25 protein-coding genes are annotated in these 26,594 nt (G+C 72.5%); 10 read left to right on the forward strand and 15 right to left on the reverse strand.

The features are described from left to right. The first annotated feature begins 44 nt into the window (after positions 1-44). On the forward strand, positions 45-1,058 hold the full coding sequence (locus AB5J73_RS30745) for a zinc-binding dehydrogenase (protein WP_370962159.1): 1,014 nt from the start codon (positions 45-47) through the stop codon (positions 1,056-1,058). Between the two features lie 125 nt (positions 1,059-1,183). On the opposite strand, the gene AB5J73_RS30750 is transcribed toward AB5J73_RS30745, so the two are convergent. Further along, positions 1,184-2,713, reverse strand: coding sequence for an adenylate/guanylate cyclase domain-containing protein (locus AB5J73_RS30750; protein ID WP_370962160.1), 1,530 nt, complete (start codon positions 2,711-2,713; stop codon positions 1,184-1,186). Between the two features lie 106 nt (positions 2,714-2,819). Between AB5J73_RS30750 and AB5J73_RS30755 the strand changes: the two genes are divergently transcribed. Next, a complete protein-coding gene (locus AB5J73_RS30755) occupies positions 2,820-3,722 on the forward strand; it encodes a diiron oxygenase (RefSeq protein WP_370962161.1) in 903 nt (300 codons plus the stop codon). A gap of 1 nt (position 3,723) precedes the next feature. After that, positions 3,724-5,193, forward strand: a complete 1,470-nt coding sequence (locus tag AB5J73_RS30760) for an FAD-dependent oxidoreductase (protein ID WP_370962162.1) — start codon at positions 3,724-3,726, stop codon at positions 5,191-5,193. On the opposite strand, the gene AB5J73_RS30765 is transcribed toward AB5J73_RS30760, so the two are convergent. The 10 genes from AB5J73_RS30765 to AB5J73_RS30810 form a co-directional block, all read right to left on the reverse strand. Next, positions 5,176-5,712, reverse strand: a complete 537-nt coding sequence (locus AB5J73_RS30765) for a pyridoxamine 5'-phosphate oxidase family protein (protein WP_370962163.1) — start codon at positions 5,710-5,712, stop codon at positions 5,176-5,178. The two genes, AB5J73_RS30760 and AB5J73_RS30765, sit on opposite strands and share 18 nt — an antisense overlap. A gap of 2 nt (positions 5,713-5,714) precedes the next feature. Then, positions 5,715-6,218 (reverse strand): winged helix-turn-helix transcriptional regulator, encoded by a 504-nt coding sequence (locus AB5J73_RS30770; protein WP_370962164.1) that lies wholly within the window; start codon positions 6,216-6,218, stop codon positions 5,715-5,717. Between the two features lie 60 nt (positions 6,219-6,278). Continuing rightward, a complete protein-coding gene (locus AB5J73_RS30775) occupies positions 6,279-7,418 on the reverse strand; it encodes a M20 family metallopeptidase (RefSeq protein WP_370962165.1) in 1,140 nt (379 codons plus the stop codon). Continuing rightward, positions 7,415-8,401, reverse strand: a complete 987-nt coding sequence (locus AB5J73_RS30780) for a ketopantoate reductase family protein (protein ID WP_370962166.1) — start codon at positions 8,399-8,401, stop codon at positions 7,415-7,417. The genes AB5J73_RS30775 and AB5J73_RS30780 overlap by 4 nt, the downstream gene beginning before the upstream one ends. Next, on the reverse strand, positions 8,394-9,173 hold the full coding sequence (locus tag AB5J73_RS30785; protein ID WP_370962167.1) for an SDR family NAD(P)-dependent oxidoreductase: 780 nt from the start codon (positions 9,171-9,173) through the stop codon (positions 8,394-8,396). Before AB5J73_RS30785 ends, AB5J73_RS30780 begins: the two co-directional genes overlap by 8 nt. Continuing rightward, positions 9,173-10,456 carry an MFS transporter gene (locus AB5J73_RS30790; RefSeq protein WP_370962168.1) on the reverse strand — a complete coding sequence of 428 codons (1,284 nt, stop codon included), beginning with the start codon at positions 10,454-10,456 and terminating at the stop codon, positions 9,173-9,175. The genes AB5J73_RS30785 and AB5J73_RS30790 overlap by 1 nt, the downstream gene beginning before the upstream one ends. Beyond that, positions 10,453-11,340: a polysaccharide deacetylase gene (locus tag AB5J73_RS30795; protein WP_370962169.1), complete on the reverse strand. Its 888-nt coding sequence runs from the start codon at positions 11,338-11,340 to the stop codon at positions 10,453-10,455. Before AB5J73_RS30795 ends, AB5J73_RS30790 begins: the two co-directional genes overlap by 4 nt. Beyond that, positions 11,337-12,344, reverse strand: a complete 1,008-nt coding sequence (locus tag AB5J73_RS30800) for an Lrp/AsnC family transcriptional regulator (RefSeq protein WP_370962170.1) — start codon at positions 12,342-12,344, stop codon at positions 11,337-11,339. The genes AB5J73_RS30795 and AB5J73_RS30800 overlap by 4 nt, the downstream gene beginning before the upstream one ends. A gap of 217 nt (positions 12,345-12,561) precedes the next feature. Then, positions 12,562-13,497 carry a carbohydrate kinase family protein gene (locus AB5J73_RS30805; protein ID WP_370962171.1) on the reverse strand — a complete coding sequence of 312 codons (936 nt, stop codon included), beginning with the start codon at positions 13,495-13,497 and terminating at the stop codon, positions 12,562-12,564. Then, the gene (locus AB5J73_RS30810) at positions 13,494-14,144 is read right to left on the reverse strand and encodes a class II aldolase/adducin family protein (RefSeq protein WP_370962172.1); all 651 of its coding nucleotides are present in this window, start codon (positions 14,142-14,144) and stop codon (positions 13,494-13,496) included. Before AB5J73_RS30810 ends, AB5J73_RS30805 begins: the two co-directional genes overlap by 4 nt. A gap of 54 nt (positions 14,145-14,198) precedes the next feature. On the opposite strand from AB5J73_RS30810, the gene AB5J73_RS30815 reads away from it, so the two are divergent. Then, on the forward strand, positions 14,199-14,807 hold the full coding sequence (locus tag AB5J73_RS30815) for a TetR/AcrR family transcriptional regulator (RefSeq protein ID WP_370962173.1): 609 nt from the start codon (positions 14,199-14,201) through the stop codon (positions 14,805-14,807). Here AB5J73_RS30815 and AB5J73_RS30820 read toward each other — a convergent pair. From AB5J73_RS30820 to AB5J73_RS30830, 3 genes are read right to left on the reverse strand one after another with little or no spacing between them, the layout of a single operon-like run. Continuing rightward, positions 14,761-15,636 carry a class I SAM-dependent methyltransferase gene (locus tag AB5J73_RS30820; protein ID WP_370962174.1) on the reverse strand — a complete coding sequence of 292 codons (876 nt, stop codon included), beginning with the start codon at positions 15,634-15,636 and terminating at the stop codon, positions 14,761-14,763. The genes AB5J73_RS30815 and AB5J73_RS30820 overlap by 47 nt on opposite strands. A gap of 1 nt (position 15,637) precedes the next feature. Then, a complete protein-coding gene (locus AB5J73_RS30825; protein ID WP_370962175.1) occupies positions 15,638-15,982 on the reverse strand; it encodes a VOC family protein in 345 nt (114 codons plus the stop codon). Between the two features lies 1 nt (position 15,983). Beyond that, on the reverse strand, positions 15,984-16,136 hold the full coding sequence (locus AB5J73_RS30830; RefSeq protein ID WP_370962176.1) for a CopG family transcriptional regulator: 153 nt from the start codon (positions 16,134-16,136) through the stop codon (positions 15,984-15,986). A gap of 671 nt (positions 16,137-16,807) precedes the next feature. On the opposite strand from AB5J73_RS30830, the gene AB5J73_RS30835 reads away from it, so the two are divergent. Then, positions 16,808-18,676, forward strand: a complete 1,869-nt coding sequence (locus tag AB5J73_RS30835; protein WP_370962177.1) for an RICIN domain-containing protein — start codon at positions 16,808-16,810, stop codon at positions 18,674-18,676. A 1-nt stretch (position 18,677) separates the two neighbouring features. Here AB5J73_RS30835 and AB5J73_RS30840 read toward each other — a convergent pair whose 3' ends face one another. Beyond that, positions 18,678-19,709, reverse strand: coding sequence for a LacI family DNA-binding transcriptional regulator (locus tag AB5J73_RS30840; protein ID WP_370962178.1), 1,032 nt, complete (start codon positions 19,707-19,709; stop codon positions 18,678-18,680). A gap of 178 nt (positions 19,710-19,887) precedes the next feature. Between AB5J73_RS30840 and AB5J73_RS30845 the strand changes: the two genes are divergently transcribed. From AB5J73_RS30845 to AB5J73_RS30865, 5 genes are read left to right on the forward strand one after another with little or no spacing between them, the layout of a single operon-like run. After that, on the forward strand, positions 19,888-21,180 hold the full coding sequence (locus AB5J73_RS30845; RefSeq protein ID WP_370962179.1) for a sugar ABC transporter substrate-binding protein: 1,293 nt from the start codon (positions 19,888-19,890) through the stop codon (positions 21,178-21,180). Between the two features lie 2 nt (positions 21,181-21,182). Further along, entirely contained in the window at positions 21,183-22,109 is a 927-nt protein-coding gene (locus AB5J73_RS30850; protein ID WP_370962180.1) for a carbohydrate ABC transporter permease, read from the forward strand. After that, complete coding sequence (locus AB5J73_RS30855) at positions 22,106-22,903, forward strand: carbohydrate ABC transporter permease (protein WP_370962181.1); 798 nt, start codon at positions 22,106-22,108, stop codon at positions 22,901-22,903. Before AB5J73_RS30850 ends, AB5J73_RS30855 begins: the two co-directional genes overlap by 4 nt. 14 nt (positions 22,904-22,917) lie before the next feature. Next, positions 22,918-24,798, forward strand: a complete 1,881-nt coding sequence (locus AB5J73_RS30860; protein ID WP_370962182.1) for a glycoside hydrolase family 127 protein — start codon at positions 22,918-22,920, stop codon at positions 24,796-24,798. Between the two features lie 25 nt (positions 24,799-24,823). Next, on the forward strand, positions 24,824-26,503 hold the full coding sequence (locus AB5J73_RS30865) for a carbohydrate-binding protein (RefSeq protein WP_370962183.1): 1,680 nt from the start codon (positions 24,824-24,826) through the stop codon (positions 26,501-26,503). The last annotated feature ends 91 nt before the right edge of the window (positions 26,504-26,594 follow it).

Consider the following 26,594-nt stretch of genomic DNA (forward strand, 5'->3'; position numbering starts at 1 on the left):
ATGAACAGGTGTCAAGAAAAAGGCAAGCGTGCGAGCATGCACCCATGTCTTCGATCATGCGGGCGTTCGTGCTCACCGGGCCCCGCGAGTACTCCGTGCAGGAGGTGCCGTCACCGGTGGCGTTGCCGGGTGAGGTCGTCGTCGACGTCGAACGCGCCGGCGTGTGCGGCACCGATGTCGAGTTCTTCACCGGCGAGATGCCCTACCTGCACGACGGCCACGCCGCCTACCCGATGCGGCTCGGGCACGAATGGGCGGGCACGGTCTCGGCGGTGGGGGACGGCGTCGACCCCGCCTGGCTCGGCCGCCGGGTCATGGGCGACACGATGCTCGGCGACCGGACGTGCCGCCGCTGCCGGAAAGGCCACCAGCACACCTGTGAGCAGCGCGAGGAGGTCGGCATCCGCGGGGGCCGGCCCGGCGCGCTGGCGGAGCGGCTCGCCGTCCCGGCGTGGTCGCTGCACGCGTTGCCGGACTCGGTCGACGCCGTCCTCGGCGCCCTGGTCGAACCCGGCGGCAACGCCCTGCGCGCGGCGCGGGCGTCCGGCGCCGGGCCGGGGGACCGGGCGCTCGTGCTCGGGCCGGGGACGATCGGGCTGCTGACGGCGATGTTCCTGCGGGCCGCGGGTGCCGAGGTGCACCTGATGGGCGTGGCCGGCCCGGACTTCCCGCGGAGCCTGGGTTTCACCGGCGTCTGGACCCGCGACACGCTGCCGGACCTGCCCTTCGACGCGGTCGTCGACGCCACCGGCGCGGCCGGCGCGCCCGCGCTCGCCGTGGACCTCGTGGAGCCCGCCGGGCGGGTCGTCTGCATCGGCCTGTCGGGCGACCCCAGCCGGGTGGACACGCGTGCGCTGGTCTTCAAGGACGTCACGGCGGTCGGCGTCCTGTCGGCGTCACCGGGGCTGGCGGAGACGATCGAGGCGTACGCGAGCGGAGCGGTCGACCCGCGGCCCCTGGTGGGGGCGACGGTCGGCCTCGACGAGGTGGGCGCGGTGCTGGCGGGCGAGCGGCCCGGCGGCGCCGGCCCGAAGGTCCACATCGACCCCCGCCGCTAGGTGCGCGCGTCCGGGCAATGCGCCCCAATGTGGCGTTGGGTGCGCTGGACGCACCGAACGCCACATTGGGTGCGCTGGACGCACCGAACGCCACATTGGGGCGCTTGGGCCGTGGGACACCCGCGCTAGGTCCTCGGCGACGCGAGGGTGGTGGGCCGGGCGCGGCCGCGCAGCACCACTTCGTCCTTCGCCACCCACTGGGCCGCCTCGGTTTCCGTGGCGGACTCGACCGCCGTCCAGGACGCGAGGAGGCGGGCGGGTGCGTTCTTCGCCAGTTCGGTCAGCCGGGCGGCCTCGTTGACCGGGTCGCCGATCACCGTGTACTCGAAGCGGCGCGGGTCGCCGACGTTGCCCGCGACCGCGTCGCCGGTGGCCACGCCGATGCCGGCCGGGCCGTCCGGGACCTCCGCGGCCAGGCGGCGGGCGATCGCGCGGCCGGCGGCCAGTGCGCACGTCGCGTGGTCGCCGAGCGGGGCGGGGGCGCCGAAGACCGCCAGCGCGGCGTCGCCGACGAATTTGTTGAGCAGCCCGTGGTGCCGGTCGACCTCGTCGACCACGACGGCGAAGAACCGGTTGAGCAGGTCCACGACCTCCTCCGGCGGGCGGCTCGCGGCGAGCGCGGTCGACCCGACGAGGTCGACGAACAGCACCGACACCGTCCGCACCGTGCCGCCCAGCTCGGTGGCCGTGCGCATGGCCTCGATCGCGACCTCGTGGCCGACGTGCCTGCCGAACAGGTCGCGCAGCCGCTCGCGCTCGGCCAGCCCGGCCGCCATCCCGTTGAACCCGGCCTGCAGCAGGCCGAGCTCGGTGCCGTCGTAGACCGGGATCTCCACCGCGAAGTCGCCGGCCCGGACGCGGCCCAGCGCGTCCTGGACCGCGGTGATCGGGTTGACCACCGCGCGGGCGGTGAACACCGTGACCAGCAGGCCGAAGCACAGCACGACCAGCCCGAGGGCGATCACCGACACCGCGAGCTTCGTGGTCGACACGTCGCCGCGGACCCAGGCCAGCACCGCGGTCACCACCAGCCCGGCCACCGGCACCCCGGTACCGAGGCCCCAGAACAGCAGCATCCGCAGGTTGACGCCGCCGGTGACCGGGCGCGGCGGCGTCGTGCCCGCCAGCGCCAGCGCCGCGTACGGCCGCAGCGCGAACTCGCCGAACAGGTAGGCGATGGCGCAGACGACGACGGCGGCGAAGGCGACGACCAGCAGCTCGGTCAGCACGACCGACGGCTGCACGAGCGCCGCGAGCCCGCCGAACAGCAGCGTCGCGACGCCCCACAGCACGGCCTGGACCACGGTGAGGCGCAGCGGGACGCGCAGGCTCGCGGTGCGTTCGGCGTCGGTGGGCCGGCGTCCCTCGGCCGCCCAGCGCAGCGTCCGCAGCGCGCCGCCGGTACCCCACAGCGTGCCGACGACGACCGCCGAAGCGACGTACACGGGGACCGCGATCGCCGTCACCCGGACGAGGTCGCCCGACATCCCGGGCGCCGGCATGAGCAGCGCCGCCAGCCCGACGACGACCAGCGCGCCGATGACGTTGGTGGCGATCAACGCGGCCGTGAGCAGCCGCTGGACCCGCCGTCGCAGCGCGGGGACGTTCTGGTCGAGTGGGCCGAGCAGCCCCGAGCCGTACGGCAGCGGTTTCACTCGCCGAGTGTACGACTGTTCACTCAAATGGTCTCCAGAGGGCGTACAAGTATGTGTTACGGTTGGTAACAGTGAACTTCGGTAACACCTGACGAGGAGGCCGGCCATGACGAGCATCGGCGAAGCGGGCGTGTCGGACCGGGAGACCGTGGCGCGGCGCCTGCTCGACTCGTCCGAGCAGCTCTCCTACGACCCCGTCAAGGAGGTCGACTGGGAGACGCCGCTGGACACGGACTACCACGGCGCGAGCCCGGAGTGGAGCACGCTCTACGGGACCTCCTACTGGGCGGACATGACCCCGGAGCAGCAGCGTGAGCTGACCCGCCAGGAGGCGGCGTCGGTGGCGAGCACCGGGATCTGGTTCGAGATGATCCTCCAGCAGATGGTGCTGCGCGACTTCTACGCCAAGGACCCGACCGACCCGGCGTTCCAGTGGGCGCTGACCGAGATCGCCGACGAGTGCCGCCACTCGATCATGTTCGCCCGCGGCGCCGCCAAGCTGCGGGCGCCCGCGTACCGGCCGCGCCGGTTCGTCGTCGAGCTGGGCCGGATCTTCAAGGCCACCGCGACCGGGGAAGCCGCCTACGCGGCGATCCTCGTCGCCGAGGAGGTCCTCGACGTCATGCAGCGGGACTGGATGCGGGACGAGCGAGTGGTCCCGTTCGTGCGGACCATCAACAACATCCACGTCGTCGAGGAATCGCGGCACATGAAGTTCGCCCGCGAGGAGACCCGTGAGCGGCTGAAGGGCGCCGGCCGGCTGCGCCGCCAGATCAACGGCTTCGTCGTCGCGGTCGCGTCGTACTTCATCGTCACCAGCATGGTGAACGCCAAGGTGTACGAGAACGCCGGGCTGGACGGCAAGCGGGCGCGGCGCGAGGCGAAGGCGAACGAGCACCACAAGTCGATGCTGCGCTCGAGCTGCTCCGGGCTGATGGAGTTCCTGCACTCGGCCGGGCTGCTGACCAAGCCGTCGCTGTGGTTCTACAAGCGCGCGAACCTGATCTGACATGGCCTTCGCGATCACGCAGACCTGCTGCGCCGACGCGTCCTGCGTGTCGGTCTGCCCGGTCAACTGCATCCACCCGACGCCGGACGAGCCGGACTTCGGGACGACCGACATGCTCTACGTCGACCCGGGCACGTGCATCGACTGCGGGGCCTGCGCCGACGCCTGCCCGGTCGACGCGATCTTCCCGGCCGGGGCCCTGACCGGGCCGCTCGCGGTCTACCCGGAGCTCAACGCGGAGTACTACGCGGAGCGGGACGTGCTGGCCGAAGCCACCGTCGCGCCGAACTTCCACCGGTGGGCGCCGCCGTCGTTCGCCCGGATCCTCCCGAGCGACTTCGCGCCGCTGGACGTCGCGGTCGTCGGCACCGGCCCGGCCGGCATGTACGCGGTCGAGGACCTGTTGCTGCACACCAATTCCCGGGTCACCCTCGTCGACCGGCTGGCCGAGGCGGGCGGGCTGATCCGCTACGGCGTCGCGCCCGACCACCCGTCGACGAAGAAGATCGGCGAGACGTTCGCGCGCTTCCACGACCACCCGCGGCTCCGCCTGCGGCTCGGCGTCGAAGCGGGCCCGGAACTCGCCACGCGGCACGACGCGGTGATCTACGCGGTCGGCGCCACGGAGGCCCGCCCCCTCGGGATCCCCGGCGAAGACCTGCCCGGCAGCCTCCCGGCGGCGTCGGTGGTCGGCTGGTACAACGGCCACCCGGACGTCGAGCCGGACGCCGTCGACCTCTCGGCCGAGCGGGTGGTCGTGGTGGGCACCGGCAACGTCGCCCTCGACATCGCGCGGATCCTGACCGCCGACCCGGCGTCGCTGGCCGGGACGTCGCTCGCTCCCGCGGCCCTGACCCGGTTGCGGTCGAGCAAGGTGCGCGAGGTCGTGGTGCTGGCCCGGCGCGGCCCCGAAGACGCCGCGTACACGCGTTCGGAACTGCTGGCGCTGGCCGCCCGGGGCGACCTCGTCGTGGACGGCCACGACCCGCGCGTCGCCGCGGCGATCGAAGGCGGGGACGGGAAAGCCACCTTGCTCCGAGGCCTGCCGCTTGAGGCGGTGGACTGGTCTTCGCCACCTCCGGACGGACGCCGGATCGTGCTGCGGTTCCACTCCTCGCCGGTCGAGTTCACCGGCGACACCGAGGTCCGGAGCGTGGTCACTTCCGAAGGCGCCGAAATCCCGGCGGGCCGGGTCGTGCGAGCCGCCGGGTTCCGCGGCGCGCCGGTGGCCGGACTGCCGTTCGACCCGGAAACCGGGACGGTGCCGAACGTCGAGGGCCGGGTCGCGCCCGGGACGTACGTGGCCGGGTGGATCAAGCGCGGCCCGTCGGGCGGCATCGGGACGAACAAGGCGTGTGCCCGCGAGACGGTCGGTGCCCTGCTGGCGGACGCGGTCGCCGGCCGCCTGCGGGCCCGCGCACCCCGGCGCGGACTGGCCAGGGTGCTCGGCCGGTCAGCCGCCCGAGGGTGAATGGCTGGTGTGGGTGAACTCCACAGTGGACAGCATCGAGGCGTCCGTCGTGGTGCGTTTGCGGCCGAAGGCGAGGACCTTCGCCGGCTCGACCGCGAACACCGCCGCGTCGTGGCCGCCCTGCCGGAAGCCGTCGTCGGTGGCCTCGTAGACCCAGCTGCCGTCCCACTTGGCCAGCCAGGCTTCGGCGAGCCGGTCGAGCTTCGCGCGGCCGGTGACGCGGCGGGCGACGCCTTCGACCACGACGTCCAGCGCGTCGTCCCAGGAATCGCGGCCGGTGGTCAGCACGACGTTCGGGTTCGCGGTCAGGTTGAGGTACTTCTGCTCGGTTTCGCCGGTCGCGAAGTGCAGGGTGCCGTCGAGCCGCACCGCGACCAGCGGCGTGACGTGCGGCCGGCCGTCGGCGCGCACCGTGGTGAGCCAGCTGATCTGCGCCGCTTCGAGCGCCTGTGCGGTTTCGGCCCAGTCCGTGGCCCGGGTGCCGGGGTCGCTGAACCGTTCGTCGAGCCGGGTTTCCATCGTCACTCCGATCGTCGGCCTGGAAGGGCCGCCGCGTAGGCGGCCGCGAGGCGCGCCGCGACGGTGGGTCCGTCCGGCGCTGGTGCGCGACGGGTTCCGAGGTGGGTCTCCCGCAGTTCGTCCATGAAGGCTTCCCACCGCGGGGGACCGCCGTCGGTGAGCACCGCGGCGCGCGCGGCGTATTCGTCGGCGACCGGCAGGTGCCGGACGCCCCACGCGCTGAGCTGGACGAGCACCGGGACGAGCTCGATCGCCCGCTCGGTGAGGCTGTAGGTGACCTTCTGCTTGTGCGACGGGTCGCCGGCCCGGGTGAGCAGCCCGTGCTCGACGAGCACGGCGAGCCGGTCGGCCAGCACGTTCGACGAGATCCGTTCGGCGCCGCCGAGCAGCTCGCGGAAGTGCCGGGCGCCGCCGAAGACGACGTCGCGCAGGACGAGCAGCGTCCACCGGTCGCCGAAGATCTCCAGCGACAGGTTGATGGGGCAGCCGGATCGCGTGTCCCGCACCGCTCTCACCTCGAAACTGGTTCCATTACGAGAGCAGTATAGGCGGCGGGCGGCCCCCGGTCAACCGGCGAGCCGGTGCAGGACGGCGGCGGCCAGCGCCGTGCGCTCCAGCGTCCCTTCGACGCTGATGTGCTCGTGCCGCGCGTGCGCGCCGTCGCCGACCGCGCCGAAGCCGTCCAGGACCGGGTGGCCCAGCGCGGCCACGAAGTTGCCGTCGCTCGCGCCACCGACCGAACACTCCCGCAGCGTGACGCCCAGCTCCGCCGCTTCCTCGCGTGCCAGTTCGTACACCGTCGCGATGGCGGCCGAGCGTTCCATCACCGGCCGGTTCCAGCCGCCCTCGAGGGTGAGGGCCGCTCGGGGGTCGTGGGGCTCGAGCGCGGCCAGGCCCGCGTCGATGCGGGCCGCTTCGGCCGCGCTCGAAACGCGGACGTCGATCTCGCCCGACGCCGTCCCCGCGATCACGTTGGAGCGCGTGCCGCCGTCGATCACGCCGACGTTGACCGTCGTGCCGGCGGCCGGATCGGACAGTCCGTGCAGCGCCAGGATCGCCCGCGCCAGCTCGTCGACCGCGCTCGCGCCCTTCGCCGGGTCCAGGCCGGCGTGCGCCTCGACACCGGTCGCGCGCACCCGGAAGATGCCGACGCCCTTGCGCGCGGTCTTCACCGCGCCGTCGGCACTCGCCTCGAACACCAGCGTGGCGCGGGTGCCCGCGGCGGCTTCCTCGATCACCGGCCGCGACGCCGGGCTGCCGATCTCCTCGTCGCCGTTGAGGACCAGCCGCACGGCCGGGCGCGCCAGCCCGGCGGCGTCGAGCGCGCGCAGCGCCCACACCGCGTGCACCAGGCCTGACTTCATGTCGAAGATCCCCGGCCCGGTCGCGCGGTCGCCGTCCACGGTGAACGGCCACTCCGCCAGGGTGCCCAGCGGCCACACCGTGTCGTAGTGGCAGAGCAGCAGCACCGGCTCGCCGGTGCCGGCGAAGTCGTAGACCCTGATGTCGCCGTACCGCCCGCCGTCGACGTCGCGGACGTGCTCGGGCGCGCCGAGGCGGGTGCGCAGCCAGCCGTCCACCCAGGACAGTCCACGGTCCAAAGCGGACTTGTCGTCGCTGGGCGTCTCGATGCCGACGTAGGCGGCGATGTCGGCGAGGAGGTCGTCGCGGTGCGCGCGCACCCACTCGTGCAGTTCCCGGATCACAGCGCTCGCTCCAGTTCGGTCAGGTGGTCTTCGGACATCGCGGCGGCGCCGGTTTCGACTTCCCGCAGCCGGTCCAGCACCGCGCGCAGCAGCGGCACGGGAGCTTCCGCGAGCACCGGCGCGTAGTGGTGGTGGACCTCGACCGGCCGGTGCCGCACGGCGATGTCGCGCCAGATGCCGCTGCGGTCCTTCGGCTGGGTCCGCAGCCACGCGACCAGCCGGTCGGTCGCCGCCTCGCGGCCGGTCGCGCCCGGCAGGTACGCCGCCGGGTCGAACTGGTCGAACGCTTCGAGGGTGCGGTCGCCCGCCGCCGCGAACACTTCCGCCGCCAGCGCGTGCATGAGCGGCCGGTGCCGGTCGATCAGGTCGGCCATCGGCGCGTCGGCGAGCGCGGTCGTGGTGAGCATCGCGCCGAAGCCCAGTTTCGCCCACAGGTAGCCCTCGACGTTGGCGGTCGCCTTCGCCGGACCCCACGCCTGCAGGTCCGCGACGACCTCCTCGACCCGCGGCGTGATCCGGCCGTCGGGTTCGCCGACGACCAGGGCACCGAGGCCGCCGTCCCGCACGACACCGGGTTCGACGACGTCGGCGAACAGGTTCACGAACGCGCCGACCGTGCGGTCCGGACCGACGCGGGCGGCGATCAGCGGCTCGTTGAGCCCGTTCTGCAGGGACACGACGAAGCCGTCGCCGGCCAAGCGCGGCGCCAGCCAGTCCAGGACGGTCTCGGTGGCTTGGGCCTTGACGGCGAGCAGGACCCGGCCGAGTACCGGCGGGGCGTCGGCCGGCACGAACGCGGGCAGCTCGACGGTTTCGTCGCCGTCCGGGCGGCGCAGCGTGAGCCCGCGGCCGGTGATCGCGGCCACGTGCGCCGGGTCGGCGTCCACGATGGACACCGGGTGGCCCGCGCGCGCGAGGTGGAACGCGAGCGTCCCGCCGATCGCGCCGCCGCCGACCACCGTGTACGCGCGCCGGTCAGACATGTGCTTCCTTTCCTTGTTGCACGGGGGTTTCCCCGGTCCAGTGCAGCGGCAGGCCGGCCGCGCCCGCCGTGGACCCGCCGTCGACGCGCAGGACGGCGCCGGTGATCCAGGCCGCCTCCGGCCCGGCGAGCCAGAACACGGCGTCGGCGATCTCCCGCGGTTCGCCGCGGCGCCCGAGCGGGTTGACCGACACCGCGACCGCGTAGGCCTCGGTGACCGGGTTGGCCTCGCTGTCCACGGTGACGAAACCGGGGCTGACGGCATTCACACGGATGCCGTGCGGGCCGAGCTCCACCGCGCACGCCTTGGTGACCATCTCCAGCGCGGCCTTCGACGTCGCGTAGTGCGCGGCGCCGGGGCGCGCCCGGGTCGCCGCGCCGGAGGAGATGTTGACGACCGCACCGGCGGTTCCGGCGGCTACGTGCGACCGTCCGAACGCGACGGTTGTGAGCAGCGCGGCGCGGACGTTCACGTCCTGCACGCGATCCCACGTCGCGGCGGTCATTTCGAGCAGGGGAGTGGCGGGGTAGATCCCGGCGGCGTTGACCAGGACGTCGACGTGCCCGGCCCGGTCGACGAGTCCCTCGGCGAACTCCGCGTCCGCGAGGTCGCCGGGCAGCTCGACGACGTCGGCGGCCAGCCCCGTGGCCACTGTGGACAGTTCCGCCGGGCGGAGGTCGGTGAGGACGAGGCGGTCGCCCGCGGCGGCGAACCGGGCGGCGATCGCCGCGCCGATCCCGCCGCCGGCGCCGGTGACGAGCACGGTCCGCACTACAGCTCCTTCCCCTTCGTCTCGGGCATGGTCAGGTAGACCGCGACCCCGATGAGCGCGGCCGCCGCCACGTAGATCCACACCAGGTGGCCGAGGTGGTGGGCGTTGAGCCAGGTCGTCACGTACGGCGCGGTCCCGCCGAAGAGCGCCACGGCGAGCGCGTACGGCAGGCCGATGCCGGTCGTGCGCACCTCGGCCGGGAACTGCTCGGCCATGATCACCGCGCAGTTCGCCGAGTAGCCGACGATCAGCACCAGGCCGATCAGCTCGACGACGAAGACGCTCCAGAAGCTGTTGCCCAGGAAGTGGAACGCGGGCCAGGCGAACACCACGAACCCGGCGGCGAACGCGGTCATCGTCGCCTTGCGCCCGAGCCGGTCGGACAGCAGGCCGCCGAACGGCAGCAGCGCGATGAACACGACCATGGCCAGGGTGTTGGCGAGCAGCGCCGTCTTGAGCGGGATGCCGGTGCTCAGGTGGGCGTAGGCGGGCATGTAGGAAACCCACACGTAGTAGATCAGCGTGCCGGCGATGGTTACCCCGGCCACGCGCAGTGCCGCGCCCGGGTGGTCGCGCAGCATCGCGACGAGCGGGTTGCGCCGCGGCTTCGCGGAGATCTTGGTGAACGCCTCGGTTTCGTGGACCGACACGCGCAGCCACAGGCCGACCAGGCCGAGCAGCCCGGCGATGCCGAAGGCGAGCCGCCAGCCCCAGCTGTGCAGGTCGCCCTCGGACAGCGTCGAGTTGAGGATGGTGCCCATCAGCGCGGCGATCAGCGAACCCAGGCCGACCGAGACCTGCTGCCACGAACCGGCGAACGCGCGGCGCCCGGGCGCCGCGGACTCGATGAGGAACGCCGAGGAGGAGCCGAATTCGCCGCCCGCCGAGAAGCCCTGCACGAGCCGGGCGAGCAGCAGCACGATCGGCGCCAGCACACCGATCTGCGCGTACGTCGGGCACAGCGCGATGACGATCGACGCTCCGGCCATCAGCGAGATGGTGAGCGTGAGGCCCTTCTTGCGGCCCTTGCGGTCGGCGTAGGCGCCCAGGACCGCGCCGCCGATCGGGCGCATGACGAACCCGACGGCGAACACGGCCAAAGTGGACAGCAGTGCGGTGGTTTCGTCGCCACCGGCGAAGAATTGGCCGGCGAAGACGGGGGCGAAGGTCGCATAGACGGCCCAGTCGACCCACTCCACGGTGTTGCCGACGGCGCCGGCGACGATCGCCTTGCGCTGCGGCGCCGTCAAGCGGTGGCTGACGACGGTGTCCACAGTGGTCATGGCTGCTCCCGGAGGACGTGGCCGGCGATCTGGGCGTGCGTCGCGTACCAGACGCCTTCGTGGCCGTCGATGTGGTCGAGCAGTTCCGCGAGGATCGCGAGCCGGGACCGGTGCCCGATGATGTGCGGGTGCATCGTGAGCTGGAAGATCCCGCCCTCGGCGTACGCGGCGTCGAACTCGTCGCGCCAGATGGAGAGCACGCCGCGCGGCGGGGTGTAGGGCCGCAGCGACGCGAACCGGTCCATCATGAAGTACGGCGCGTCGTCGCGGATCCACTCGACCGGCAGCTCGACGATCCCGGTGGGCTCGCCGTTCTCGAGGAGTTCGTAGCAGTCGTCGTCGGCCATCAGCGACGAGTCGTAGGTCAGGCCCAGCTCGCGGGTGATGGCGAGGGTGTGCGCGGAGAAGTCCCACGACGGCGTCCGGATGCCGGTCGGCCGGGTGCCGGCGAGCCGTTCCAGCACGTCCGCGGCGCGGAAGGCGAGGTCGCGCTCTTCGGTCTCGGTGAGCGCGGTGTTGCGTTCGTGGATCCAGCCGTGCAGCGCGACTTCGTGCCCGGCGTCCACATAGGACTTGACTTCGCCGTCGTGCAGCAGCGCCGACACGGCGGGCACGAAGAACGACGCGGGTGCGTCGTGCCGCTGCAGGAGCTTCAGGATGCGGGGGACGCCGACGCGGGCGCCGTACTCGCCCTGGGCCAGCTTGCCGGGCAGGACTTCGCCGTCGCGCAGGGCGGGCGTTTCGTGGTCGGAGTCGAAGGACAGCGCCACCGCCACCTTCGCGCCGCCGGGCCACGCCGCCGGCCGCAGCGGGCGCCCCGCGCGGACGTGCTCGACGTGCCCGCGCCAGGTCGCTTCGTCCCACTGCCACGGTTGTTCGGTCATGCGTCCTCCAGCTTGGCGGCGGGCGTCGGGGCCCACGCGCGCTTGAGCGTCGAAACCTGCAGGGTCACGTCGGCCTCCCGGAGCCCGGGCAGCGCGCCGACGACGTCGGTGGTGTGCCGGTACAGCTCGCCGTAGTGCCGCAGCACGATCTGGCCGACGAGGTTGAACCGGCCGGTGGTGGCGCTCAGGTACTTCGTGCCGGGGTGGGCGGCGAGCTGCTGCCCGGCGCGGTCGAGCCCGCCGGGGACCACCGAGAGCCAGAGCATGAATTCCAGGGCGTAGCCGAACATCGCCGGCTCGGCGAGCGTCCGGAACCGCAGGCACCCGCGGCGCACCAGCGAGTCGACCCGTCTGGCCACAGTGGACTCGCTGGTCCCGGCCAGTTTGGACACTTCCTTGAACGGCACCCGCGCGTCTTCGCCGAGCGCCGCGCAGATCGCGAGGTCCAGCTCGTCGAGCTGCTCGGGCGGGCGCTCCCAGTGCTGCTCCTCGAACGGCCGCACCTCCCCGCCGCGCAGCTCCGCGACGGCCTCGCGGCTCAGCTCGCCGGAGTCCCAGTCGTGGTTGGAGGTGAACGTCCGCATCACGGCGAAGGTCTCGGCGCCGCGGACGTCGCCGTCGCCGGGGAAGCCGTTTTCCTGCAGCCGCGCGATGTCGCGGTAGGACGGGAGCACGAACTCGGCGGAGCAGTCGGCACTGCCGGCGAGCACGGTCGCGTACCGCACCTCAGGCCGCGCGGCGAGCGCCTCGGCCACGCGGGCGGCCGTACCGGGCCGGCACCGCAGCCGCGCGAGCACCGGCACGCCGAGGCCGCACCGCAGCACGTCCACGACCCCGATCACCCGGAGCCGCCCGCTGTCGGTGAGCTGCGCGGCGCGCCGGAGGACGGTGGACTCGCTCGCTCCGACGTGCCGGGCGATGGCGCCCCACGACGCCCGCCCGTTGAGCTGCAGGGCCGCGACGATGCGGCGGTCCAGTTCAGGAGCCTTGCCTTCGATCTGCACGAGAGGCATCCTGAATGCAGGAAAACGTCAAGTCAAGGGGTGACGATGCAAGAATGCGTCAGCCACCACCACTCGGGGCATGCGCCCCAATGTGGCGTTCGGTGCGCTGGACGCACCGAACGCCACATTGGGTGCGTCTGACGCACCCAACGCCACATTGGGGCGCTTTGGGCGCGGGCGGAGCGGGGGGAGCGGAGTGGGGGGAGCGGAGTGGGGGTCAGGTGAGGGTGGGGGTGGTGGCGGCGAAGGTGTCCGCTGCGGTGAGGTCGAAGTCGCCGTGGTCGCTGCCCAGGCCCTGGGCCACCAGGGCCGCCGCCGCGCTGCCCAGCACCGCCGCGTCGCGGAGGGAACGGCCGAGGCCCAGGCCGCGCAGGAAGCCCGCCGAGAACGCGTCGCCGCAGCCGGTCGTGTCGACCACCGGGACCGCGAACGCGGGGACCGCCAGAGTCTCCGACGCCGTCACCACGAGGGCGCCGCGCTCGCCGCGAGTGACCGCCACGCAGCCGACTCCCGCGGCGAGCAGTGCGCGGGCGCCGGCTTCGAGCGTGGGTGCGTTCGTCAAGCCCAGCACCTGTTCTTCGTTCGGTAGCAAGTAGTCCAAAGAGGACAACGCGGGCTCGAGCCAGGCCAGCACGCCGGGGTCGCCGGGGGCGAGCAGATCGGCCGACGTCACCACGCCCGCCGCGCGGGCCGGGGCCAGGATCTTCGCCGCCTTCTCGCCGCCCATCAGCTCCGGGCCGCCCAGGTGCAGGTGGGTCGCGCGGGCGATCTCCGGTGCGGGAGCGTCCGAGGGTTCGTAGGTCAGGTTCGCGCCGGGGACGTGGAAGGCGGGCCGGCTGCCGTCGGCGCGGATGGGCAGCACCGACGCCGACGTCTGCACGCCGTCGCGGCGCAGCACCAGGGACGTGTCGACGCCGTGGCGGGCGAGCATCGCCAGCAGCAGGTCGCCGACCGGGTCGGTGCCGATCGCGCCCGCCGTGCGGACCGCCGCACCCAGTTTGGCCAGCGTGACCGCCGTGCCCGCGGCGGTGCCCGCCGGGCCGAACCGGATCTGCTCCACCAGCGTCGCGCCCTGGCCGTCCGGGATGGCGTCGACCGGGCGGACCTGCACGTCGAACACGTGCGCCCCGAGCGTCACGACCGTCTGCGTCACCGGCCGTACCCCCGGCGCAGGGCCGCGGCCACGACGGCTTCCTGCTGCGCGGGCTCCAGGACCCGCGGCGCGCCGAGCGTCGCCGCCCGCACGTACAGCCCGCACGCCCACTCGAGCAGCAGCGCGTTGTCGACCGCGGCTTCGAGGGTCGGGCCGTGGGCGACCGCGCCGTGGTTGGCCAGCAGCGCCGCGGACTTGCCGGCGAGCGCCGTGAGGGTCTCCGCGGCCAGCTCCGCCGACCCGAACACCGCGAACGGCGCGACCCGGATCGCGCCGCCGATGGCCAGCTGCTGGTAGTGGACGCAGGGCAGCTCGTCGAGCACCAGGGACACCGCGGTGGCCTGCGGGGAGTGGGTGTGCACCACCGCGCCCGCGCCGTAGCGCCGGTAGATCCCCAGGTGCAGTTCCAGTTCCGAGGTCGGGGCCCGCTCGCCGGCGACCACCTCGCCGTCCAGGTCGACGACGGTGACGTCGTACGCCGTGGCCCGGCCCAGCACGACGCCGGTCGCGGTCACCGCCACGTGCTCGCCCACCCGGACGCTCACGTTGCCCGCGCTGCCGATCAGCAGGCCTTCGCCCGCGAGCCCGTGACAGGCCCTCGCCACCGATCGCCGCGCCTCGTCGAGCGCCGAACTCGCCACTGCCATGCGCCGAGGCTAGGATAAATGCGAAACAAAGTCACGTTCAGGTTTGGGGAGCGGATGACCGAGGGCCGGCTGCGCCGGGTGCCGCGCCAGGCGCGCTCGCGGGAGAAGCTGGCCAGGGTGCTGGCGGCCGCCGACCGCCTGCTCGCCGAAGACGGCGTCGAGGCGCTGACGACGACCCGGGTCGCCGCCGAGGCCGGCGTCCCGGTCGGGACGCTGTACCAGTACCTGCCGGACCGCGAGGCGATCACCGAGGCGCTGGCCGAGGGGTACCTCGCCCGGCTGGAAGAGCTCATGGGCGCCTTCGCCGAGCGGGCGGAGGAGGAGACCTGGGACGACCCGGTCGGCCTGCTCGTCGACGCGTTCGCCGGGCTCTACCGCGCCGAACCCGGGTTCCGCGCCCTGTGGCTCGGCCGCGGCCTCACCGACGGGGCCCGGGAGGCCGACCGCGCGCACAAGCGCGTGATGGCCGCCGGCGTGCACCGCATCCTGGTCGCGCAGCGCCTCCTGCGCGACGACTACCCGGCCGCGGTGGCCTGCCGCACGGCGTTCCTCGCCGCGGACGCCGTGCTCCAGGAAGCGTTCCGCGGCGACGGCGCGCCCGAGCTCCTGGACCCGGTCAAGACGATGCTGCGGGCCTACCTGGGGCAGCTGCCCCGGCCGTAGCGACGAGGAACGCCTCGCCGCGCGCGATCCGCAGCCCGTCCGCGCGGCCCGCGAAGTACCGCTCGTCCAGCTCGGCTCCCGAGACGTGCACCGCCTCGCGGAACCCGGCTTCCCGGGCGAGCGCCAGGATTTCCGCGGGGGAGAAGGAGCTGACGAAGGGCGTGCCGGCCGCCTTCGCCTTGCCCGCTGTGGCGCGGTGCCGGGCGCGCTCGTCTTCGCCGAGGAGCTCGGGCGGCAGCATGAACGTCATCGCCAGCGTGGAGCCCGGGGCGAACCCGGCGATCCGGCGCAGCGTGGCCGCGTTCGCCTCCTTCGACAGGTACATGCTGACGCCGGTGGACGCGACGACCGCCGGTTCGTCCGTCGCGAAGCCCGCTTCCGTGAGCCGGTCCCACCACGACGCGGCCTCGAAGTCGACCGGCACCAGCCGCAGCCATTCGGGCACGCCCAGGCCGAGTTCGGCCAGCCGCCGGCGTTTCCAGGCTTGCGGGCCCGGCCGGTCGACCTCGAACACGCGCAGCCGCGACGCGATTTCCGTGCGGCGCAAAGCGAAGGTGTCGAGACCCGCGCCGAGGATGACGTACTGGCCGACCCCGCGGCCCGCCTGCTCGACGACCAGGTCCTCGACGAACCGGGCCCGCGCGACCATGCCGGCCCGGTAGCGGCCGGCGGTGGCCGGGTCCATGTCGTCGCGGTCCCGCCAGCCCGCGCCCGGATCGGCCAGGCGCAGGCCGAGTTCGTCGGTGAACACGTGCGGCCGCGGATCGACCTCGACGTGCAGGGCCCGCCACAACGCGGTCCGCACCGCGGTGCTGTCCGGCGCGGTCACGTCAGCCCGCCGCGGGCGCGGACAGCGTCCACGTCCGCCCGTCGGGGTCGCGGACGGTCATTTCGCGGGTCCCGTAGTGGGTTTCCTCGAACGGGGTGACCACTTCGACGATGTCGCCGGCCCGGAACGCTTCGGCGTCCGGCACCTTGAAGACGACCTGCGTCCGCGGTTCGCGGCTCTCGGGCACCTCGGCGATGAACAGGTACGGGCCTTCGCCGTTGCGGAGCAGCCCCGAGTTGTGGTCGGTCGCGAAGTCGATTTCGTAGCCCAGCTCCTGGAAGAACTTGGCCGCCTTGCCCCAGTTGTGCGTCTCCAGGTAGACGGCGTCGATGCCTTCGGTCGTCATGTCAGTGCTCCTCTTCGGTTCCGAGGTAGGCGCGCAGCGCTTCGGCGACGAGCGCCGACAGTGACTGCTCCGTTTCGACGGCGCGGTGCTTCACCTGCCGGATCAGGCCGATCGGCAGGTACACGTTGAACTGCTTGACGTCTTCATCGCCCACGACGCGACCCTAGCATGCTAGCAAGATAGCAAGCTAGACATCGTGTAACGCCCGTCGGCCGCGTGTCGATGATCGTTGGTGCGCTATGGGCGGGTGACGCGGGCCGAGGGTGCCGAAGTCGTGAATTTCCTGGATCCGCAGCCCTATCTGCGCGAGCTGCCGGGACTTGCTCTCCCGGACGGCGCGCGCGTTCGCCGCGGACCCCGAGCACTACGACTTCTACAGTGCGAGGTGCGTCAAGGATCTCCGGGTGGGGCAGCTGGCCGTTCGCGAGGCGGGGTACGCGAAGCTGGCGGTCGAGCTGACGCTCCTGCCGAACGAGTTCAAGCACTCTTCGGGACTGCTCATTCGGTACGACGATGTCACGAACATCGATCTCGATGCGAGCCGGTCGGGTTCGAGTGGGCGCGTGTGGCCGGCCTCGCCGAGGCTCGGCGACCTCCAGCTGGACGAGATACTGCCGAATGCCGGTGGCTGTTCGCACGAGATCAAGTTCACCGGCGGGACCATCGTGATCGAGTGTGCGGACCTGACCGCGGAGTGGCTCAGCGAGTGGGTGCCGCCCGGTTCCGCCGTTCGCCGCTTGACGGCTGATCGCCGCGCCGTTCAGAATGCAAGCCGGACAACGCTTGTTAGCGTTAACATTCTGACGACGAGGTCGGAGCGATGCCGTGAAGCTGCGCTGGTTGCTGTCCGTGGTCCTGGTGCTCGCCGGGGCCGTCGTCCCGGGAACGGCCGCCGCTTCGGTCACGGCCGAAGCGGCGGTGCCGCCGCCCGTCATGGGCTGGGCGTCGTGGAACACCTTCGCCGCGAAAATCGACTACAGCGTCATCAGAGCGCAGGCCGACGCGCTGGTGTCCTCGGGACTCAAGGACGCCGGCTACAGCTACGTCAACATCGACGAAGGCTGGTGGCAGGGCACCCGCGACAGCGCCGGGAACATCACCGTCGACACCGCCGAGTGGCCCGGCGGCATGGCAGCCATCGCGGATTACCTGCACGAGCTGGGGTTGAAGGCCGGGATCTACACCGACGCCGGGCGCGACGGGTGCGGCTACTACTACCCGACCGGCCGCCCCGCGGCGCCCGGCTCCGGCAGCGAAGGCCACTACCTGCAGGACATGCTGCAGTTCCAGCGCTGGGGCTTCGACTTCGTCAAGGTCGACTGGTGCGGCGGCGACGCCGAAGGGCTCGACCCGGCGAGCACGTACCGGGCGATCAGCGACGCCAACCGGGCCGCGACCGCGCAGACCGGGCGGACGCTCGCGCTGTCGATCTGCGACTGGGGCAAGAAGAACCCGTGGAACTGGGGGCCCGGGACGGCTCCCATGTGGCGGACCAGCACGGACATCATCTACTACGGCCAGACCGCGACCCTGCCGCAGGCGCTCACCAACTTCGACCAGGCGCAGCACCCCGTCTCGCAGCACACCGGGTACGTCAACGACCCCGACATGCTCACCGTCGGGATGCCCGGCCTCTCCGCCGCGCAGGGGCGCACCGAGTTCGGGATGTGGGCGGTCTCCGGGGCGTCGCTGCTGGCAGGCAACAACCTCGCGACGATGAGCGCGGAAACGGCGAGCATCCTCAAGAACCGCGAAGTCATCGCCGTCGACCAGGATTCCCGTGGCCTGCAAGGGGTCAAGGTCGCCGAGGACGCCGCCGGTCTCCAGGTCTACGGCAAGGTCCTGAGCGGGACCGGCAAGCGCGCGGTCCTGCTGCTCAACCGGACGTCCTCGGCGGCGACGATGACCGCGCGCTGGGCCGATCTCGGCCTCACCCCGGCCGCCGCCCAGGTCCGGAACCTGTGGGCCGGTGCCGACAAAGGCAGCTACAGCACCGGTTACAGCGTCAGCGTGCCGGCCAATGACTCGGTATTGCTGACCGTTCAGGGCACCGACGCCGCGGCCAGGCACGGCACGACGATCACCGCGGCCGCCACCGGGCTGGCCGTCGCGACCTTCACCTACAGCGCGACCGCCCCGCAGGCCGCGACCCTCGCGGTGAACGGCCAGCAGCCGACCGCCCTCGCCTTCCCGGCGACCGGGGGAGCGGCCGAGACCGTCTCGGCGGTGGTGTCGCTGGGCAAGGGCACGAACACCCTGAAGCTCACGGGCACGGTCACCGACGTCGCGGTCCTGCCCTTGCCCGGGAGCAACGGCGTCCAGGTGGCCGGCACGCAGTCGGGTCGGTGCCTCGATGTGAACGACAACAGCATCGCCAACGGCGTCCAGACCCAGCTGTGGGACTGCGCCGCGGGACCGAACCAGACGTGGGTCCCGGCGCGCGGCCAGCTCGTCGTCAACGGCACGAAGTGCTTGGACGCCTACAACAACGGCACCGCCAACGGGACGGCCGTGGTCATCTGGGACTGCAACGGCCAGCGCAACCAGCAATGGGCGCTCAACGCCAACGGCACCATCACCAACGCGCTGTCCGGGCTGTGCCTCGACGCGAGCGGTGCCGCCACCGCGAACGGCACCAAGATCATCCTCTGGGCGTGCGGCGGCGGGGCCAACCAGCAGTGGACGAGGCGGTGACTCAGGCGGTCGAATCCCGGACCACCAGGCGGCACGGGCGGGTGTGCCGCCCGGGGGCGGGTTCGCCGTTGATCGCCGCCAGCAGCATCTCGGCGGCGGTCCGCCCGAGCGCCTCCAGTTCCATGTCGACGCTCGTCAGCGGCGGCTGGCAGGCCGCCGCCATCACGTCCCAGTTGTCGAAGCCGACCAGCGCGACGTCACCGGGGACGCGCCGCCCGGCCGCCTGCAGCGCGTCGGCGGCACCGCGGGCGATCTGGTCGCTGCCGCAGAACACCGCGTCGAAAGGTGTCTCCGCGCCCAGCAGCATCCGGACCGCCTGCCGGCCCCACGCTTCGCTCCACTCACCGAACATCGGCGTGCCGGCGAGCTCGAGCCCGGCTTCCTCGAGCCGCTCGACGGCCGCCGAAGCGCGGACCGTGGCCGAGTGGTGGTGCTCGGGCCCGGTGATGTGGGCGACGCGGCGGCGTCCGGTGGCCAGGAGGTGCTCGACGGCCTTGCGGGCGCCGCCGGCCTCGTCGGGCACGACCGAGCAGTCCCGCGGGTCGGCGGAGCTGATGAACGCGTACACGACCGGGATCGGCAGCCCCGCGCCGATCGGCGGCCGGGCCTGGGTCCGGCGGCCGGTGACGATGATGCCGTCGACCCGCCGCGACAGCAGCGTGCGCAGGTAGTACTGCTCGCGGATCGGGTCGTCGCGGGCGTCGCAGAGGAAGACCGACATCTCGCCGGCGCCCAGCGCGTCCTCGGCGCCCATCATGAGCGGGATGCTGAACCGGCCGATGGTGTCGGTGGTGATCATGCCGACGGTGTAGGTGCGGCCGGAGTTCAGGGTGACGGCCGCGCGGTTGGGCTCGAAGCCGAGCTGCTCGGCCGCGGCCAGCACCCGCTGCCGGGTCTCCGGCCGGAGCGACCCGCGGCCGTTGAGCGCCTTCGACGCGGTACCGGCGGAGACGCCGGCCAGCAGCGCGACCTCGCTGATCGTGGCCGGCTTGGCGAGGTTTCCGGGAGTTTCCGAAAGTTTCCGCGGGGGCATGGTCGAACAGTACCCCCGGGGCTCGGTGATGACCAAAAGTAACGCCGCCGACTAGGAGTGACAAGGCCTTGACGCGCTCTCGAACGAGCGCCTAGCTTGGTTCGGCAACCGGTTTCCTAATTTTCCTCGGTTGCCTCCTCGACACCCCGCAGGCAGCGGCCTCCCGTTAGGAGAGTCGATGACTTCGCACACCCGGACCAGGGCCGCGGCCGCCGTTGCCGGCGCGCTGCTGCTCGCGGCCTGCCAGAGCGGCCCGGCCACCACGACGGCGGGGGACACCGCGAGCGTGGACGACGGCACCACCATCACCATGTGGACCCGGTCGCCGACGGCCACCTTCAGCCAGACGCTGATCGACGCCTACAACGCGAGCCACAAGAACAAGGTCAAGCTGACGGTCTTCCCGGCCGACTCCTACCAGCAGAAGGTCGGCACCGCCGCCGGCGCCCGGCAGCTGCCGGACCTCCTCGCCGCCGACGTCGTCTACGCGCCCAACTACGCGGCGAAGGGGCTGTTCCTCGACGTCACCGCCCGCGTGAACCAGCTGCCGTTCAAGGGAACCCTCGCCGCGGCGCACATGAAGGCGGCGACCTTCGGCGGCAAGCACTACGCCGTGCCGCACGACATCGACCTGTCCGCGCTGTTCTACAACAAGGTCCTCTTCACCCGCGCCGGCCTGGACCCGGCGAAGCCACCGTCCACGATGGACGAAGTCGTCGCGGCCGCCCGCAAGGTCGCCGCGCTCGGCGGTGACGTCAAGGGGTACTTCTTCGGCGGCGCCTGCCCGGGCTGCCAGCTGTTCACCAGCTGGCCGATGATCTGGGCCTCCGGCGGCACGGTGCTCAACGAGCAGGGCACGGCCGCCACGCTCGACAACCCCCAGGCGGCCCGGGTTTACGCGCTGCTGCGGCAGCTGTACACCGAGGGGATCGTGCCGCCGTCGGCGAAGAACGAGTCCGGGCCGACGTGGACGCAGCCGTTCCTCGACGGCAGGATCGGCATCCAGCCGATGGGCGCCACCGCGCTGCAGGGCATCAAGGAAGGACCGGACCTGCAGGTCGGCGTCGCCCCGATCCCCGGGCTGACGGGCGGCAGCTCGTCGTTCGTCGGCGGGGACGTGCTCGGCATCGGCGGGAACAGCGCGCACGCCGCGGCCGCGTGGGACTTCATCGCCTGGACGCTGTCGGAGCAGGCCCAGGTCGACGTCGTCGCGAAGAGCAAGAACATCACCGTCCGCACCGACCTCGCGGACAACACCTACGCCAAGCAGGACCCCCGGCTCGGCGTGTTCAACCGGCTCGCGGGCCAGGGCCAGACGCCGATCTCGGTCAACTTCGGCAAGACGTTCAACGACACCAACGGACCCTGGACGGCGACGGTGATCGACGCGGTGTTCGGCGGCGGCGACGTCGGGTCGATCCTGAAGCAGCACAACGCGGCCGTCACCGAATCCCTCGCCGGCGGGGGCTGACGATGGTGTCGGTGCTCTCGTCCCGGGTTTCGGCGCCGGAAGCCACGGCGCCGGAACCCCGCCGCCGCGGCTCGATCGCCCGGGGCCGCCGCCGGCTGGGGATCGCCTACGCCACGCCGATGGCCGTGCTGGTCGCCGTCTTCTTCGTCGTCCCGCTCGGGCTGATGCTGTGGATGTCGGTCAACCACTGGCCGCTGGTCGGCGCGTCCGCGCCCAACGGCGTCGAGAACTTCGCCGCGCTGAGCGACCCGCTGTTCCTGCGCGCGGTGGGGTTCACGCTGAAGTACACCGCGGTGACCACGGTGGTGCTCGGGCTGGTCGCGTTCGGGCTGGCGCTGCTGGTGCAGCACGACCGGCCGGGCACCGGGTTCGTCCGCACCGTGTTCTTCCTGCCCAGCGCGGTCGGGCTCGCGTCGACGAGCCTGCTGTTCTACGGCCTCTTCACCACCGATTCCTCCGCGCTCAACCAGGTCGCCGGCTTCCTCGGCCTCGGCCGGGTCGACTGGCTCGGCTCGGAGGGCAGCTCGCTCGGCTCGACGGTCGGGATGATCACCTGGCGGTTCGCCGGGTTCTACATGCTCATCCTGATGACCGGCCTGCAGGCCATCGACCCGGAGCTGTACGAGGCCGCCCGGATCGACGGGGCGAACCGGCGGCAGATCCTGTGGCGGGTGACGCTGCCGCTGCTGCGCCCGACCCTCGCGCTCGCGATGGTGCTGTCGCTGACCGGGTCGCTGCTCGCGTTCGACCAGTTCTTCATCCTCACCGGCGGCCGGCACGACACCGCCACCGTCGTCATCGACATCTACCGCGAAGCGTTCCTGTCCCAGGACCTCGGCCGGGCGGCCGCGGTTTCGGTGGCGACGCTGGCCGTGCTGATCGTGCTGAACTTCGCGCAGCTGCGCCTGATCCGCCGGGAGGGCCGGTGATCCGGGGCGCGGGCCGGCACGTCACGAGCGCGGCACTGGCCGTGCTGTTCCTGCTGCCGCTGCTGTGGACGCTCTACTCGTCGCTCACCGGCCGGCAGGCCGGGGAGTCCGGGACCGGCAACTACCGGCGGCTGGCGGACTACGGCAGCGGGCTCGGCACCTACCTGCTCAACACGACGGTCGTCGCCCTGGTCGCGGTGAGCGTGACCGTCGTGACGACCACGCTCGGCGGCTACGCGATGGCCCGGCTCGCGTTCCCCGGGCGCAACCTGCTCTTCCTGGTCACCCTCGCCATCCTGATGGTGCCGTACACGACGATCCTGGTCCCGCTGTACCTCCTGCTCGGCTGGCTCGGCCTGCAGAACTCGCTGATCGGGCTCGGGCTGGTGCTCGCCGTGCTCCAGCTGCCGTTCGGGCTGTTCATGATGCGCAACTCCTTCGAAGCGCTGCCGATCGAGCTCGAAGAGGCGGCGCTGATCGACGGCTGCTCGGCCGGCGGCGCGCTGTGGCGGGTGCTGCTGCGCGGGGTGCTCCCCGGCATCGTCACCATCGCGCTGTTCTCGTTCCTGGCGGCGTGGAACGAGTTCGTCGCGCCGCTGATCTTCCTCACCGACGGCGAGAAGTTCACGCTGCCGGTCGCGCTGTTCAACCTCCAGTCCGGCAGCCTCGGCTCGGTCGACTTCGGGGCCCTGCAAGCGGGAGTCGTGGTTTCCGCGCTGCCGTGCGTCGCGGTCTTCCTCGTCCTGCAGCGGTACTACGTCCGCGGCTTCACCTCGGGAGCCCTCAAGGGCTGAGACAGGAGCACTCGATGACCGAACGCATCCTCGGGCCCGTCCACCCCACGTCCGCCGCGACGGCCACCGTGGCGCCGCTCTTCCTCGGCGCCGCCACCTTTTCGCCCGGCAGCCTGCTCGGCGACTGGCAGGAGCGCAACGCCGCGCGGAGCCTGCCGCACTGCGTCGAGCAGCTCGAGGCCGCGGGCGCGCTCGACAACTTCCGGCGCGTCACCGGCGAAGCCGACGGCGAGTACCGGAACATGTGGTTCGCCGACACCGACGTCTACAAGACGCTGGAAGCCGCGGCCTGGCAGCTGGGGCGGAACCCGGACGACGCCGAGCTGCGCGCGTTCCTCGACACCACCGCCGCGCTGGTGGCCAAGGCGCAGGGGGACGACGGCTACCTGAACTCCTATTTCACCGTCGTCAAGCCCGGGCTGCGGTGGCGGGAGCTGCACTGGAGCCACGAGCTGTACTGCGCGGGCCACCTGATCCAGGCCGCCGTCGCCGCCGCGCGGGCCGGGGTGGGCGCGCAGCTGGTCACCGTCGCCCGCCGGTTCGCCGACCTCATCGTGGAGCGGTTCTCCCGGGTCGACGACATCGACGGGCACCCGGAGATCGAGACGGCGCTGGTCGAGCTGTACCGGGTGACCGGGCACCGGCCGTACCTCGACCTCGCGAAACGCTTCCTCGACCTGCGCGGCCACGGGCTGCTCGACGGCGACCGGTTCGGCTCGCGGTACCTGCAGGACCACGAGCCCGTCCGGACGGCGGGCGAGGTCGCCGGGCACGTCGTGCGCCAGCTCTACCTGCTCGCCGGGGTCGTGGACGTCGCCGTCGAGACCCGCGACGACGAGCTGCTCGACGCCGCCCGGCGGCTCTGGGCCGACGCGTTCGGCGCCAAGACCTACCTCACCGGTGCCCAGGGTTCCCGCCACCGCGACGAGGCGTTCGGCGACCCGTACGAGCTGCCGGCGGACCGCGCGTACGGCGAGACGTGCGCGGCGATCGCGAGCTTCCACTGGAACTGGCGGCTGCTGCTGGCCACCGGCGAGGGGAAGTACGCCGACGAGATGGACCGCGTGCTGTACAACGCGATCGCGGGGTCGACCGCGCTCGACGGCACGCACTTCTTCTACGCCAACCCGCTGCACCTGCGAACCGGCCACGACGGCTCGCACGAGGACGCGCCTTCGCGGCGCCTGCCGTGGTACTCGTGCGCCTGCTGCCCGCCGAACCTCGCCCGGCTGGTCGCGTCGCTGTCCGGCTACGTCGCCACCACCGACCCCGGCGGCCTCCAGCTGCACCTCTACGCCGACGGCGTGCTCCGGACCACTGTGGACGGTGTGGACGTCCGGGTCGGCACCCGCACCGGGTACCCGTGGGACGGCCGGGTCGAGGTCACCGTCACCACGGACGCCGCGCTCACGCTGAGCCTGCGCGTCCCGGGCTGGGCGGACGGGGCACTGATCGACGGCGTGCCCGCCGTGGTCCGCGACGGCTACACCGCGGTGCGGCGGGACTGGTCGGCGGGGGCCACGGTGGTCCTCGACCTGCCGATGGGCGCCCGGCTCGTCCGGCCGCACCCCCGGATCGACGCCGTGCGCGGCTGCGTCGCCGTGACGCGTGGGCCGCTCGTCTACTGCCTCGAGCAGGCCGACCTGCCGGCCGGGGTGACGCTGGAGGACGTCCGGCTCGACGTCTCCGCGCCGCTGTCCGCCGGGCGGCTGCCGGACGTGCCGGTGACCCTCGCGGCGCGAGGGCGGGTCGAGGTCCCGGCATCGGACGAGCTGTACCCCACCGGGGCCGAGGCGGCGCCCGGCGAACCGATCGAGCTGACCGCCATCCCGTATTTCCTGTGGGGCAACCGGGAACCCGGCCCGATGCGGGTCTGGCTCCCGGTCGCCCGGTGACCCCGTCAAGGATCGAGGTTCCCCGATGAAACGCACTCCCGTGCTCGCCGCGGCGGTCGTCGTCCTGGCCGCCCTCGCGGTGGCCCCGGCGCACGCCGCGGGGCACACCCTCGTGGTCGACGCCGCGGCGCCGTTCCGGCCGGTCACGCACGCCGCCGCGGGTGGCCTGTACGCCCTGGCCGAAAACGACCGTCCGGCCGACTCGACGTTGCTGCCGCTCAAGCTGAACACCCTCACCCAGCCGCCGCCGGGTGTCGGGCAGAAGCCCAACGGCCAGCCGCCCGGCGGGGACGCGCTGAAGATCGCGCCCCAGGCCGACCGCGTCGGCGCCGCCCAGGTGATCCGGCTGCCGGACATCTACCCGAATTTCCCCTACCAGTGGGTGAGCTGGGACGACTGGCTGGCCAAAGTGGACACGATGGTCTCGAAGCGGCTGGCGGCGACGTCGGTGAGCAACGTGGCCGCGTGGGAGATCTGGAACGAGCCCGACGGCACCTGGAACACCGCCGCCGCGGGTGACTTCAACGCCGGGTGGGCGCGGACGGTCCAGCGGATCCGGACCCGCGACACCGTCACCCCGGTCGCCGGCCCCGGCTACGCGAGCTGGAACACCGACCGGATGCGGGCGTTCCTGGCCGCCGCGAAGAGCACGAACACCGTGCCGGACGTCGTCGTCTGGCACGAACTGGGCCACAGCAGCGGTGCCATCGCCGCGGACGTCGCGGCCTACCGCGCCCTGGAGGCGTCGCTCGGCATCGGCGCGCGGCCGATCTTCATCAACGAGTACGCCTGGACCGACGAGGTCGACGTGCCCGGGCGCGTGGCGAACTACGTGTCGAAGCTGGAACGCGCCGGGGTGGCGGGCGCCGACCGGGCGTTCTGGTACGAGTACGGGACCGTGAACGGGCTGGTCGTGAACAACAGCCAGCCGACCGGGACGTGGTGGCTGTACAAGTGGTACGGCGACATGGCGGGCTCGATGGTGACCACGACCCCGCCCGCGCAGTCCGGTTTGGACGGCTTCGCTTCCTACGACCCGACCCGCAAGCGCGTCGACGTCGTCTTCGGCGACGAGTCGGGCAGCAACTCGGTACAGGTCGGCGGACTCAGTGGCACGGTCCGCGTCACCTTGGAGTCGACGCCGTCCTCGGGCCGGTTCACCGCGGTGGCCGCGCCGACCGTGCTCTCGACGTCGACCTACACCGTCTCGAATGGACAGATCACGGTGCCGGTGCCGAACATGTCCGCCACGAGCGCGTACCACCTGGTGGTGGAACCGGCCGGCGGGGTGCCTGCCTACCAGCAGCGGTACGAAGCGGAGAACGCGTCGGTCTTCCGCGCGCAGCGGCTGTCGAGTACCACGGCATCCAACGGCGGTTACGTCGGCCGCATCGACAATTCCGGTGACCCGCGCAACGACAGCTACGTCGACTTCGTCGTCAACGTGCCGAGTGCGCGCGCGTACACGATGACCATCGGCTACGCGAACGGCACCGGCACGAACTCGACCCAGGGCCTGGCGTACAACGGCGGTGCCTGGTCGACGGTGAGCTACCCGCCGACCGCCGGCTGGGGCCGGTTCGGCACGGTCTCGACGTCGGTGAACCTGCGCGCGGGCCACAACGTGATCCGGCTGGCCAAGGGGTCCCCGTTCTTCGCCGGCGGCACCGGGTACGCCGAACTCGACTACCTGCAGCTCACCTGACCCCGGCGACGGCGCACGGGAGCCGACTGCCGAAGAAAGCGCTCAGCACCCTTGCGCGCGGGCAGCCGGAGCGGCGTGTCGGCCGTGGCGG

This window comes from Amycolatopsis sp. cg9, assembly GCF_041346945.1.
Taxonomy (GTDB): Bacteria; Actinomycetota; Actinomycetes; order Mycobacteriales; family Pseudonocardiaceae; genus Amycolatopsis.

What these genes read in the sequence shown, in the direction of transcription:
- AB5J73_RS30755 (WP_370962161.1), top strand. Translation starts at nt 2,820, where the DNA reads ATGACGAGCATCGGCGAAGCGGGCGTGTCGGACCGGGAGACCGTGGCG.
- AB5J73_RS30810 (WP_370962172.1), bottom strand. Translation starts at nt 14,144, where the DNA reads ATGGCAGTGGCGAGTTCGGCGCTCGACGAGGCGCGGCGATCGGTGGCG.
- AB5J73_RS30760 (WP_370962162.1), top strand. Translation starts at nt 3,724, where the DNA reads ATGGCCTTCGCGATCACGCAGACCTGCTGCGCCGACGCGTCCTGCGTG.
- AB5J73_RS30795 (WP_370962169.1), bottom strand. Translation starts at nt 11,340, where the DNA reads ATGACCGAACAACCGTGGCAGTGGGACGAAGCGACCTGGCGCGGGCAC.
- AB5J73_RS30825 (WP_370962175.1), bottom strand. Translation starts at nt 15,982, where the DNA reads ATGACGACCGAAGGCATCGACGCCGTCTACCTGGAGACGCACAACTGG.
- AB5J73_RS30860 (WP_370962182.1), top strand. Translation starts at nt 22,918, where the DNA reads ATGACCGAACGCATCCTCGGGCCCGTCCACCCCACGTCCGCCGCGACG.
- AB5J73_RS30845 (WP_370962179.1), top strand. Translation starts at nt 19,888, where the DNA reads ATGACTTCGCACACCCGGACCAGGGCCGCGGCCGCCGTTGCCGGCGCG.
- AB5J73_RS30745 (WP_370962159.1), top strand. Translation starts at nt 45, where the DNA reads ATGTCTTCGATCATGCGGGCGTTCGTGCTCACCGGGCCCCGCGAGTAC.
- AB5J73_RS30850 (WP_370962180.1), top strand. Translation starts at nt 21,183, where the DNA reads ATGGTGTCGGTGCTCTCGTCCCGGGTTTCGGCGCCGGAAGCCACGGCG.
- AB5J73_RS30780 (WP_370962166.1), bottom strand. Translation starts at nt 8,401, where the DNA reads ATGTCTGACCGGCGCGCGTACACGGTGGTCGGCGGCGGCGCGATCGGC.
- AB5J73_RS30815 (WP_370962173.1), top strand. Translation starts at nt 14,199, where the DNA reads ATGACCGAGGGCCGGCTGCGCCGGGTGCCGCGCCAGGCGCGCTCGCGG.
- AB5J73_RS30790 (WP_370962168.1), bottom strand. Translation starts at nt 10,456, where the DNA reads ATGACCACTGTGGACACCGTCGTCAGCCACCGCTTGACGGCGCCGCAG.
- AB5J73_RS30765 (WP_370962163.1), bottom strand. Translation starts at nt 5,712, where the DNA reads ATGGAAACCCGGCTCGACGAACGGTTCAGCGACCCCGGCACCCGGGCC.
- AB5J73_RS30840 (WP_370962178.1), bottom strand. Translation starts at nt 19,709, where the DNA reads ATGCCCCCGCGGAAACTTTCGGAAACTCCCGGAAACCTCGCCAAGCCG.
- AB5J73_RS30865 (WP_370962183.1), top strand. Translation starts at nt 24,824, where the DNA reads ATGAAACGCACTCCCGTGCTCGCCGCGGCGGTCGTCGTCCTGGCCGCC.